The following is an 11413-nucleotide window of genomic DNA, read 5'->3' as shown; positions in this document are numbered from 1 at the left end:
TGCCAGCTGCTTGTAGAACTGAGGGCTTTGGGCCAGATAGGCGTTGCGGTCGAAGTAGTCCACCTTGAACACCTCAGAGCCGCTCTCGCTGGCGGCAGCGATGAGCTTCGGGGTGTGGATCTCGATGAAGTTACGCTCGAGCAGGAACTGGCGCATAGCGTTGACGAAGCAGCTCTGTGCCTTGAACATCAGCTGATTCTCGTCGGTGCGCAGGTCGATCCAGCGGTAGTCGATGCGCTGGTCGATGCTGGAACGCTCCACAGCCTTCTTTTTCTTGGTGGCTGCGATTTCCTTACGGACGATGGGCAGTGCGTCGGCGATGCTCTCGATCTCGATGGCCGAGGGGATCATCTCGATGCCGCCCATCTTGACATAGTCGTTCTCCACCACCTTGCCGGTGACGGTGATGACCGAGTCCGGGGTCAGCTTGTCGATGGTGTCCACCAGCTCGGGGTGATCCTCTTTCTCGACGGTGATCTGAAGCTTGCCGGTAATATCCTTCAGCACGATGAAGGCCATATACTTGCTGTTGCGCAGGTTTTCGATAAAGCCCTGCACCTTGACCGTGCTGCCAATTTCCTTTTGTACCTCATTGATATAGGTGCGTTCCATGGAAATCCTCCTTCTGTGTCTTGTATACTGTTTTATTATATAACATTTCCGACATAAATCAAGACAAAACCGCTTCGTTTCTCAAGATGCTTCAGCTCCTTCGGCGGTTCATCCCTATTTCAGCTTTTTCCCCAGCCTCCACATCCAGCGTCCCGCCGCCGGGCAGCAGATCAGCATCCAGAGCTTGCTCTTTTCACGCTTCTTGCTGTTCGGGACGCGCAAGGCTGCCCGCCAATGCTCTCGCGCCATCCGCACGATCTTGGCTTGCAGCTCCGGATCGGCATGGTCGCTGCCCGCCATCCGGTAATACACATGGGCACAGACCACCGCCAGCCGTTCCTCGGCTGTTCGTTCCATGCTTTCCTCCCCAGGTCTCCTCTGCTCCCGGATCAGTGCATAAATTCTTTCCCATGCCGTTATCTCACTGAACTGCTTTGGCTTGAATGTCTCCTGATGGAGCGCCGAGCCATCCCGCATATAGTATGCGTACAGGCCGCACGGCAGATAAATGTACCCTCCCGCCTTCAGAAGTGCCTTTGTCATAAACAGCGCATCTTCTCCGATCGAAAGCTCCTCATCGAACCGAATATCACGAAGAAATTCAGTCTTCATCATCCCTCTACAGCACCACAGGCACCCATTTTCATCCCAGAATGTATATCGCTTCATATCCATCCGCTTTGTTTCCGGCATTTTTTCCGGAAGTGCCTTAAAGGGGGCCTCCTTTTCAAAATCATTCACCCGCACATCCCTGCAGATTGCAACCGCCTCTCCGCTCTGCCGGAGGGCCAGATACAGCCATTCCATATATTGCGGAGCCACAGCATCGTCCGCATCCACAAAGCACACATATTCGCCTTTTGCCTGTTCCAGCCCCCTATTGCGTGCTGAGGACACCCCGCCATTTTTCTTATGCAGGGTGCGGATGCGCAGGTCCTTCTCCGCGTATCTCTCCATGATCTCAGGGCTGCCATCCGATGAGCCATCGTTTATCAGAAGCAGCTCAAAATTCGAATACGTCTGTGTCAGGAGGCTCTCGATGCAGCGAGGGAGTTCTTTTTCTACATTGTAGACCGGTACGATCACGCTGATCTTCACATCTGTCCCGCTCGCCATCTTTTATCCTTTGCCTTTCTGCTCTGTCAATGTGCCGCCCAGCATCTCCGCTGTAACGTGATAATATTCCATCAGGTTTTGCAGCGCTTCGTCGTTCAGCATCCTTCCGGCGGTGTTGACCGACATCAGGCACTGGCGCTGGCTACTCCGGATGGTGAACCATTCCTTCGAATTGGTGCTCACCTTCACCGCCGGGATCCTTTTCTGTGCTCCTACGATCTTGAGCCACATATCGTCCGCCGTCGGACACAGCTTCAGGATCTTTTCACTGTCGAACTCGATACCGCTGAAATAGCCGGCAGGGTACAATACCCCTCCGACACCCACTGGAAAAAGCGCTTCCGAAGGACCTTTTTTGTCCGGCGACAAGCCGTGCCACTCCTGATAGGGTGCTACCCTTCCGCCTTCAAACGTGATCTCGTGCGCACGGTAGCAGCACACACAGCCCGGATACTTTTCATGGGTATCCCACAGCCCTTCCAGCCAGTTTTCCGGGTAGAGCGCATCATCGTCCGCTGTAATGATCACATCATTTTCAAATTCCTGTGCGGTATAGAACACCTTTTTAAAGGAGCGGATATTGTCGCAGAAGTGGATGTCCAGTCCCCTTTCCTTCAGGCGGAGCAGATTTTCCGGGAGCTGTGCTTCCTCCGGAAATTCCTCCTTGGACAGCCAGAGCAGGACACGAGCCGCCGGGCGGCTCTGCCGCAGGATGCTCTGGATCGTCAGATGGACTTTCCCGATCCGGAGCGGGAAGGTGGTCAGAGATACCACCATCTTTTCGCCCTGCGTTGTTTTCTGTTTCGGGAGCGGACTCCATGCACAATATGCCGGATAAAGGACATTCGCCGCCACTCCAAGCATCCGGTTCACGTTGATCTGGCTTTTTGTTGCCTTTGCCCATGGAGTCGCAATGTGATACAGTTCATTCAGCATATTATGTTTCCCCTATTTATGGTCGTTTTCCTCTTCCTCGTGCAGCGTCCCGGTGCCGCCCTCCACCACGCCGTCGTGGTCGGCCACGGCCCTGATGGTGCCGAAAAAGCATCTGACATCCAGCCAGAAGCTCATATGCTCCACATACCAGCCATCAAGCTTGGCCTTTTCCGTGATCTCCAGCTCGTCCCGGCCATGGATCTGCGCCCAGCCAGTCAGACCGGGGCGGACATCGTTTGCCCCGTACTTGTCCCGCTCGGCCAGCAGATCGTACTGATTCCAGAGCGCCGGACGCGGGCCGATGACGGCCATATCGCCCACGAGGATGTTCCACAGCTGGGGCAGCTCGTCCAGACTGGTCTTTCGCAGGAAACGGCCCACCCGGGTGATATACTGCTCCGGGTCGTGGAGCAGATGGGTGGGCATATCGTGGGGGGTGTCGATGCGCATGGTGCGGAACTTGAGAATGTTGAAATAGCTCTTATGGATGCCCACCCGCTTCTGCCGGAAGAAGATCGGCCCCGGTGAGTCCAGCTTGATGGCAAGGCAAAGCAGAAGCAGCAGCGGCGACAGCACCAGCAGCCCGCAGGCCGACAGCACCACGGCCAGCAGCCGCTTGATTCCTTTCTGATACATGATGATCCTCCCCTTATACACTAGAATATTCTTATTATATACCATTCCCCCCTGCCCAAACAAGCCCCGCGCCCTCCTTTCCGGCGAAAATGCCGGTTTTGTTGTATCGTTCTGACGGTTTTCTCTCTTGCTCTGCCGGGCTGGAGGGCGTACCATACTGGTAGAGGTCAAAAAGCGGTTTTCCTCAGCATTGCGCACCGTCCGGGCGGTCTTCTGGCCCGCCGCCCGGCGTGCATCGGCATCTTCCTTGATTTCCCGGGCAAAGTGAGCTATGACATCGGCTACACCCGCCACGACACCCTCCGCTTCGCGGCGGCAGAATCGGACTATGCCCTCTATCTCATCACCGCCCCCACGGCGGCAGAGGCGGCGAAGGAGTTCCGGCAGCTCATCGGCCCCAGCTACATCCCGCCCAAGTGGGCCTTTCTGCCCTACCTCTACAGTGAATTCATGAAGGCCGCACTGGAGGATGCGCCCTACTTCCGGCCTCTGGCCTTTGACTATCCTGCCGACCCCGACGCCCGGGAGGTGGAGGACCAGCTGCTTCTGGGCGAGGGCCTGATGATCGCCCCCATCTACACCCAGAACGCCCACGGCCGGACGGTCTATCTGCCCGAGCCGATGAAGCTGCTGCGCCTGCGCAGCGTCTGTGACTACGACGAAGAGATCCTGCCCGCCGGACGGCACTATCTGACCTGCGAGCTGGACGAAGTGCTGCTGTTCCTCCGTCCGGGCCACACGGTGCCGGTGGCGCAGCCTGCCGCCAACACTACCCTGCTGGACGACACCGCCCTCACCTTCTGGCGTTTTGCGCCGGATGGTCGGCCTGTGCCCTACCGGATGTACACCGATGACGGCGTCACCACTGACACTGATAAGCCCGACCACTGGCACATCGTCGGGTAATAAAAACCCCCGGACGCAGCCAAACGCTCTCCCTCTTCTGCAACGCGATGCAGCGAAAGTCCTGCGGCACGGCGCGACGAAAAGCTCTTGACAAATGCCTTCGAAAGAGTTACACTATTTGCGTTGTGAAGAACATATGGGCCTATAGCTCAGCTGGGAGTGCAAGCGTATCGCTTTTGTGCCCCACAGAGTTGTGGGCATTCAAATGGGGAGTATGTCGGTTGGTCGCCCAACCGCGTCACGCCCCTAAATATGGGCCTATAGCTCAGCTGGGAGAGCGTTCGGTTCGCATCCGAGAGGTCAAGGGTTCGAATCCCTCTAGGTCCACCAATTTGCCGCATCGTTTTGTACGATGCGGCGTTTTTTATGTCCAAAAAACTTTGGCGGACCGTGCCGGGCTCCGAACCCTGAAGTCGGATGCGAACCGGGCGGGGTCATCCATGTACTTTTTGAAAATCAATCGGTTTCACGCTTCTTTCTTTGAATTTTACACAGTGCTGCGGGCAAGCGCATCGCTTTTATGCCCCCTTTTCGGAAATTTCTTCAAAAATTTCCGCACCATCGTAGGTTGATACAGCCTTGAGCTGTTCCACTTGGTTGAAGCTGGCGTTCAGGGTGATCGAGATCTCATAGTCTTTTTGGACACGAATCTCCGCAATGAACTGCTGCAAGATAGCGCGGCGTTCATCGTGGTTGGCGGTGTCGTACACATCCGCCCATGTAAACAGCTCGTTGCAGATGTAGTTGCTGCGCTTTGCTGTTTTGGTGGCTTCTTCGTATTCTTCCTGTGCCTGCACGAGCTGCTTTTCCAGGGTTTCCAGTGCATCTTTTGCTTCGGCTACCAGTGTACCCAGCAGTTCTTTGTCCAAGGCACTTACGCCCCGGATGACCAGAATGGTTTCGGCTTTCAGGTCGTCCAGCTCTTTCTGCTTGGCTTCCAAGTCTTTCTGGATTTTCTTGATTTTCTTCTGGATGCGGGCGGCATCGTTAGTCTTGACCGATTCCAGCAGCTTCTTCCGGGAAACCTCCCGGAACTGTGCGAAGATCTGCCGGACAACTTCTTCCACAATGGAATCCAGCTTGGAAACACCGTAGCCGGACTGCCCATCGCAGTTACCCGGATGCCGAATCTTATAAAAGCAGCTATACCGGGGCCGGACTTCTTTCACCGTATGCCCATCGGCGTAGGTGTGTGTCCGTCCACTGCTGGTCAGGCTCAAGCGGTTGCCACAGTGGGCACAGTAGACCAGCCCGGTCAACAGGGCTTTGGAGCTGGTGCCCAGTGAAGTACCGCCACGCTCACAAGTGCGTGCCTGCCGCAGTTCCTGTGCCTGCTCGAACAGCTCTGGTTCGATGATGCGGAGCTGCGGACACTCCGTCTCCACCGCACCGTTGATGAGGTATCCCGTGTATCCTTTGTTCTTGATCATCCGAACGATGCTGGTGTTGGGGATATTTTTGTTGTTCCGTCCTACGACTCCCTGTTCATAAAGATAGTGGCTCAACTTCTGTGCGCCGTAGCCCTCGTAAACGTACTTGTGGAAAATCAGCCGGACAATCTCAGCTTCCGCTTCATCAATCACAAGGTCGCAGACTTCCTGATTCTTCTTGTTCACCCGACCAAGGCGGACACGCTTGTAGCCAAAAGCCACGGTGCCGCCTGTGTAGTGGCCTTCCCCGGTGAGCTGTTCCAGCCTTGTCCGGGTTCGTACAGAGGTTTTTAGGCTTTCGCCGGATGCCTGCCAGTAGCGGATGTAGTTCATCAGCTTGTCCACATGGGTGTCGAACCGCTGTTGTCCCTCGTTCACGCTCCAGACCTCGATGCCCTGCTTCGTGAACCACTCCACGATAAAGGGCGTTTCATCGTCACGGCGGCCTAGGCGGTCAAACATGAACACCAGCAGGATGTCAAACTTGCCCTCCATCGCGGCCTGTTGAATTTTCTGGAGTTCGTCACGCTCTTTGGCAGATTTTTTGAAGCCGGAAACGCCTTTTTCGGAAAATTCCTTGACGATCTCCCAGCCCTGACTTTCTGCAAAGTTGCGACAGGCTTCTTTCTGCATGGGGATGTCGTCTTTCTCGACCTGTCCTTTGGTCGAAACACGGTATAAGGTATAGACACGTTTTTTCATTTCAATCTCTCTTTCTTTGAGTGAGAAAGGAAAAATCAAACGTGTTTCGTCCATATTTTGTTTTCAAGGTTCAGTTCGATTTTATCTTATCTCACGCATTCAAGGAGCACAAGGATGTCAGGCAGCGGTGTGCCCTGCCGTGCGCAGGATGGTGGTCTGCAATAGTTTCTGGATGGCATCCAGACAGTCTGTATCCGCAGGCGCATAGGTGATCTTGACTTTGCAGCCTTTGACGGAAAGGGTTTCCGATTTAGCGGTGGTATCGCAGATAGCGTTCATAGGCCTCCTTTCGCCATACCCATTCGTTCAGATCAAGCTGATACAGCAGCGCATAATTAAGCCGAATGAGTTCCGGGATGCTCAACCGCCCCATCGGGCGGATCAGCCGTCCCTTGCTGATGGTCTGGACAGATTCTGCCAAAATCATAGAGGGCTGCAAAAAAGCCCGATTACCGTCCACAAGAACGTGGGCTTGGTGATCGGGCTTCTTTGCAGTATTGGATGTGACAGGCGCAACAATGAGGTTGGGCGAATAGCAGTTTGCGGTGTTGTTCTGCACCACGACCACAGGGCGGATACCGCCCTGCTCGGAGCCAAGGTGCGGCTCCAGATTGGCGTAGTAAATATCACCGCGCAGAAATTTTCGGTTGACTGGAATCATGCTCATCACCGCTTGCAGGGCAAATTATGGGTACGGCCAGCACCGTTGTAGATGGACAGGATCTGTTTCATGTGGCGGTCTGCCACATTGCCAGTGTCGTTTTGTGCCAACCGGGTGATGGTCTTGGGATGCACTGTGCGCAGCCGGAGAATCAGCCGTTCCCGGCTATATTCGCCCTGATACAGAGCCAGAAAACGAGCCATGCCGTGCAGGATGCCAGACAGGAACGAATCCGAATCTCCATCCCACGCATCCACAAGGATACTCAGCATTTCCCGGTAAAGGGCAGCGCCGTAACTCTTGTAGATGTAGTAGGCCGAGCAGATGCAGTAGATTTTCCACGGGGCACGAATCCCATCCAGTGCAAAGCGGACACCTGTGTCCTCCGTTACCGAAACAAAATCGCAGGCGTTTTCTTCGTGTGCCACCAGTTTGGCACGAAGCTGTTCACCCGCGGTCAGTTCGCTGGAAATGCCTGTCTGCACAGCAAACAGCAGAGCTTCATCTGCCGATAACTCAACCTGCGTCAATCGAACGCTGCAATGGAGATGGCGGAGAACAGTTTGCGCGTACGAGCGTTCAGCTCAAGCAATGCTTCGTTCTCTCAGCATATCTTCATTGTAGCAAGCAATGCCGTCGTATTGCCTGAAAATCGTCCTTGTCGAACCACCCGGCAGGCTCAAAGCCGCAGCGTTCCAGCAGCGTGTAGGTGACGCTGATGGCGGCGGCAGACTTGAACTGTATCTCCACTCCGGCTTCATCATAATCCATCAGCAGCGAACCGTCAACGATGGCACGGATGTCTCCACCATTGTTGTCCCAGTAATCTGCCACCAGTTTCCCGGCAACATCTGCAAGCTGCTGGCTGACACGTTCCCCGCTGATGCCGTATGCAGCAGTCAGTGCATCCGAAACAGGTCGTTTCAGATCATCGTTGTACTGCCACACCTCCGGGTCACGGGAATTGCGGCGCACCCCGGTGTCGCTTACGTCAAAGACGTAATGCAGGCGCGGAAATCCGCTGGATTCGTCCAGCAGGGCGATGCCCTTGGCACCTCGGCGTACATAACGGTTCATCCGGTTGTTCCAGATGTCGAAGTCGGCGCAGGCGGTGGCATCCGGGCGCTGGGCGTAGATCATGAGCTGGTCCGCAAAAGGGTACTTGTACAGCCGGGACGCAGTGGTCAGGTAATCCGTCCAGCTTTCCCAGTATCGGGTCAAGCCGTTGGCCGTGCGCTGGGCAAGGGCGAGATATTCTTCGGTTTTGCTTGGCATTTTGGCCTCCTTCTTTAGTTTTCAGGGTATAAAAATAGCGGGCAACCTTTTTGTGGTCGCCCGCTTGGGGGGAATATGTAGGTATTAATCCGCTGGAGTTACGGCTTGTTCAAGTTACGCTCAATAACTTTGGTTACTTCTTCCATGTTAAGAGGCTTGGAAACGTGACCGTTCATGCCTGCGTCCAGAGATGCCTGAACGTCCTCCGAAAAAGCATTTGCCGACAGTGCGATGATGGGAATCTCTTCTGCATCCGGGCGGTCAGCATACATTGCACGGATTGCCTTTGCCGCCTGATGTCCATCCATTTTAGGCATCATAATGTCCATCAGGATAATATCATAAGTGCCCGCCGGATGCTCTGCGAACAGATCAACAACTTCCTGCCCATCTGCTGCACGCGTTACTGTCATTCCCAAATCTTCCAACAGCATCGTGGCAAGTTCGGCGTTCAGTTCATTATCTTCTGCCAGAAGCACCTTGATCCCCTTCAGGTCATTGTGCTGTACAAGCGGCTTTGTTTTTTCGACTTTCTCAGCATTTGTCAGTTCCATGGGAATCTCTACGGTAAAGGTCGTACCGACGCCCTTCCGGCTGTCTACTGTGATCGTGCCGCCCATCAGTTCAACATACTTCTTTGAGATGGGCATTCCCAGACCCGTGCCCTTATACTGTGTCCGTACGCCATTTTCTTCCTGCGCAAATTCGTCAAAGAGTTTTTTCTGGAAATCTTCGCTCATACCGATGCCGGTATCTTTAATCCGATAGCAAATTACGATGTGCTGTGCATCGACTCCCGGACGGTTGCCTGCATCAAAACGGATGGTGCCGCCATCCTTGGTAAATTTCACGGCATTGTTCAGGATATTGACCAGAATTTCCCGGATACGGACGGGTTCCGTCATGACATAGGGATTTTGCAGCGGTTCACGATGCACTTCAAAGTTCAGTTCCCGGTTCAGAAGCATCCCCTTCACGATCTCGATCACACTGTCTGTAACTGCGGTGATATTTGCCGGAACAGGGGAAAACTCCACCTTTCCGCTCTCGATGCGGCTTATATCCAGCACATCATTCAGCAGGGACAGCAGATGATCCGAGCTTTCCTCGATCTTCTTCAGACAGTTGTGCATTTCCGGCACAGAATCCTGATGCAATGCGATATTTGTAAAGCCGATGATGGCGTTCATGGGGGTGCGGATGTCGTGGGACATATTGGAAAGGAATGTGCTTTTGGCTTTGCTGGCTGCTTGCGCCTGCTCTGCAAGGACAGCCATTTCTTTCGCTTTCTGCTGGGCTGCAAGCTGTAATTTTCTGCGTGTTTGCAAGCGGTTCAAAATAACGATCAGCGTGACCGCCATCCACGAGATAAATACGATGATGGCGAAAGCTGTGACCGGATGCAGACGGATCATATCTGCAAGTGTCAGATTCGTTGCTTTATAAGTGGTGTACTGTGTTGCAAGGTCTTCAACAAGATTATCCGGCATTGCGTACATTGCTTTTGTCAGGATACCTGCCAGCGCATGGTTTTCCGTAGAGGAAACCACCATGCGGTAACTGAATGTGGGTTGTTCCAGCGGCATGTAGGTCATTGTACCTGTTGTGTCGCTGTTGACGAATGCCTGTGCCATGTAATAGTAGACAAAGGCTGCATCCGCTTTGCCATCGCGGACAGCTTCCATCATCTCCTGACGGGTACTGCACATCAGTTTTTCCGCACCGGGTGCCAGCACATCTGCGATCGATGTGGACGCGGTCTGATTGACTGTGGCGACAATATGGATCTTCCCATCAAAGTCTCTCCGCGTCACTCTTGCCATTCGCATCGTGATATAGGGAGCGGTCAATCCCCATTCTTTGGTCTCTGCGTAATTATCCGTATCCAATCGTGCATCAATACTGATGTTTACCGCATCCTTATTGCTTTGATATGCGATATACTCATCTCTGGTCGCAGGAACAAGAAACTCATACGAGAGTCCTGCATAGTCTGCTATCTTCCGAAAATAGTCCGGGAGAATGCCCTTTACTTCGCCATTTTCTGTATAGGAATAGGGATACCGGGTCGGGTCGCACAAAACATGAAGGGGATTTTCCTTGGAATATTGGGCAATGATACGCTTTTCTTCTTCCGTGTACTCCAGATTTTTGGTATCGGCAGTTTCGTAATTTTTGTTATAGAGGGTCGTTTTCCAGCTGCCTTCGGCAGCGTTCATCTGATCGATCGCATAATTTATCTTATTCAGAAGTTCAGTGTTTCCTTTTTTGACGATCACATAAAAATCACTGCTGCCGAATTTTTCAAGGATGCGCTCATTGTTCATTTTGCGCAGGGAACTGGTGACAATGGCATCAACCGTTCCATTCTGAAGTGCCTCTGCTATCTCCTCAGCCGAATCGAAATAGACCGATTTGTAAGTGAAGCCTTTGGTTCGTGCATACTCCGCAAATTCATCGTTCCGGGAGTTTCCGCGCAGGAGGGCAACACGCATCCCATCGTAGGTACTATACTTTCCCTCAACGATGGTGCTATTATCGCTGCGGACAGTCAGGATACCATTGTTGGTTCCGATCGGACGGGAAAAATCAAATAATTCTTCGCGCTCAGGCGTTCTGCGGGCAGAAGTTACCATGTCGATCTCACCGTCGATCAGCATCTGCTGCATTTCATCCCAGCTTTTGTCATAGCCGACGTATTCATAGTCTACATCCCAGTAGCGCGCCATCAAGCGGAGAAAATCGTAGCCATAACCGCTGCGGTTTCCGTCCTCGTCCATCATGTGATAGCCGTCCATTGCAAAAAAGCCAACCCTCACACGCTCATGCTGGCTTACTGTTTCTGCTGCGCTTGCCGAAAGAGACAGCAATGCCGTCAGCAGAAGCATCGTCATTAGAATTGCCAGACCCCTGCAAGTTCTGGCTCGCTTTGTAACATTCATAACATGCCCCCTCCATTTTTATAACTCTGCCGCTGGAAAATAAACAAACGCTTTCAAGGCATGGCGAACCCATGACTGAAAGCGTCATCTGACTTCATAGAGCGATATTTGCGGACAGCAGAAAACAGCAGGGCATTATAGGTGCTCTGCTCTGCTCTGCTCTGCTCTGCTCTGCTCTGCTCTGCTCTGCTCTGCTC

The 11413-nt window shown here is 53.4% G+C and carries 11 protein-coding genes and 1 tRNA gene; 2 read left to right on the top strand and 10 right to left on the bottom strand.

The window, feature by feature from the left end; genetic code table 11:
* The 4 genes from ACT8X9_RS10790 to ACT8X9_RS10775 all read right to left on the bottom strand — a co-directional run.
* On the bottom strand, window positions 1-612 hold a 612-nt coding region (locus ACT8X9_RS10790; RefSeq protein WP_444268984.1), incomplete at its 3' end, for an amino acid--tRNA ligase-related protein.
* Between the two features lie 114 nt (window positions 613-726).
* A complete protein-coding gene (locus ACT8X9_RS10785) occupies window positions 727-1728 on the bottom strand; it encodes a glycosyltransferase family 2 protein (protein ID WP_444268983.1) in 1002 nt (333 codons plus the stop codon).
* 3 nt (window positions 1729-1731) lie between these two features.
* The gene (locus tag ACT8X9_RS10780; protein WP_444268982.1) at window positions 1732-2664 is read right to left on the bottom strand and encodes a hypothetical protein; all 933 of its coding nucleotides are present in this window, start codon (window positions 2662-2664) and stop codon (window positions 1732-1734) included.
* Between the two features lie 12 nt (window positions 2665-2676).
* A complete protein-coding gene (locus ACT8X9_RS10775; protein WP_444268981.1) occupies window positions 2677-3300 on the bottom strand; it encodes a sugar transferase in 624 nt (207 codons plus the stop codon).
* A gap of 264 nt (window positions 3301-3564) precedes the next feature.
* Between ACT8X9_RS10775 and ACT8X9_RS10770 the strand changes: the two genes are divergently transcribed.
* Window positions 3565-4206, top strand: a complete 642-nt coding sequence (locus ACT8X9_RS10770; protein WP_444268980.1) for a hypothetical protein — start codon at window positions 3565-3567, stop codon at window positions 4204-4206.
* 254 nt (window positions 4207-4460) lie between these two features.
* A tRNA-Ala gene (locus ACT8X9_RS10765) sits at window positions 4461-4536 on the top strand.
* Window positions 4537-4724: 188 nt separating this feature from the next.
* On the opposite strand, the gene ACT8X9_RS10760 is transcribed toward ACT8X9_RS10765, so the two are convergent.
* The 6 genes from ACT8X9_RS10760 to ACT8X9_RS10735 form a co-directional block, all read right to left on the bottom strand.
* Complete coding sequence (locus ACT8X9_RS10760) at window positions 4725-6338, bottom strand: recombinase family protein (RefSeq protein WP_444268979.1); 1614 nt, start codon at window positions 6336-6338, stop codon at window positions 4725-4727.
* 117 nt (window positions 6339-6455) lie between these two features.
* Window positions 6456-6617 carry a hypothetical protein gene (locus ACT8X9_RS10755; protein ID WP_158577575.1) on the bottom strand — a complete coding sequence of 54 codons (162 nt, stop codon included), beginning with the start codon at window positions 6615-6617 and terminating at the stop codon, window positions 6456-6458.
* Window positions 6589-6999 (bottom strand): type II toxin-antitoxin system PemK/MazF family toxin, encoded by a 411-nt coding sequence (locus tag ACT8X9_RS10750; protein ID WP_097783512.1) that lies wholly within the window; start codon window positions 6997-6999, stop codon window positions 6589-6591. The genes ACT8X9_RS10755 and ACT8X9_RS10750 overlap by 29 nt, the downstream gene beginning before the upstream one ends.
* Before the next feature lie 5 nt (window positions 7000-7004).
* Window positions 7005-7529, bottom strand: a complete 525-nt coding sequence (locus ACT8X9_RS10745; RefSeq protein WP_444268978.1) for a DUF6551 family protein — start codon at window positions 7527-7529, stop codon at window positions 7005-7007.
* Window positions 7530-7614: 85 nt separating this feature from the next.
* On the bottom strand, window positions 7615-8274 hold the full coding sequence (locus ACT8X9_RS10740; protein WP_444268977.1) for a hypothetical protein: 660 nt from the start codon (window positions 8272-8274) through the stop codon (window positions 7615-7617).
* Window positions 8275-8372: 98 nt separating this feature from the next.
* Window positions 8373-11216: a transporter substrate-binding domain-containing protein gene (locus ACT8X9_RS10735; protein ID WP_444268976.1), complete on the bottom strand. Its 2844-nt coding sequence runs from the start codon at window positions 11214-11216 to the stop codon at window positions 8373-8375.
* Window positions 11217-11413 lie beyond the last annotated feature (197 nt).

Source organism: Faecalibacterium sp. (genome assembly GCF_052358865.1).
GTDB lineage: Bacteria > Bacillota > Clostridia > Oscillospirales > Ruminococcaceae > Faecalibacterium > Faecalibacterium butyricigenerans.
The sequence above is the reverse complement of the archived record's forward strand: the minus strand, read 5'-3'. Positions and strand labels throughout refer to the sequence as shown.

Excerpts from the sequence above, each read along its gene's own strand:
- ACT8X9_RS10785 (WP_444268983.1), bottom strand. The coding sequence starts at position 1,728 with ATGGCGAGCGGGACAGATGTGAAGATCAGCGTGATCGTACCGGTCTAC.
- ACT8X9_RS10760 (WP_444268979.1), bottom strand. The coding sequence starts at position 6,338 with ATGAAAAAACGTGTCTATACCTTATACCGTGTTTCGACCAAAGGACAG.
- ACT8X9_RS10780 (WP_444268982.1), bottom strand. The coding sequence starts at position 2,664 with ATGCTGAATGAACTGTATCACATTGCGACTCCATGGGCAAAGGCAACA.
- ACT8X9_RS10740 (WP_444268977.1), bottom strand. The coding sequence starts at position 8,274 with ATGCCAAGCAAAACCGAAGAATATCTCGCCCTTGCCCAGCGCACGGCC.
- ACT8X9_RS10775 (WP_444268981.1), bottom strand. The coding sequence starts at position 3,300 with ATGTATCAGAAAGGAATCAAGCGGCTGCTGGCCGTGGTGCTGTCGGCC.
- ACT8X9_RS10750 (WP_097783512.1), bottom strand. The coding sequence starts at position 6,999 with ATGATTCCAGTCAACCGAAAATTTCTGCGCGGTGATATTTACTACGCC.
- ACT8X9_RS10735 (WP_444268976.1), bottom strand. The coding sequence starts at position 11,216 with ATGAATGTTACAAAGCGAGCCAGAACTTGCAGGGGTCTGGCAATTCTA.
- ACT8X9_RS10755 (WP_158577575.1), bottom strand. The coding sequence starts at position 6,617 with ATGAACGCTATCTGCGATACCACCGCTAAATCGGAAACCCTTTCCGTC.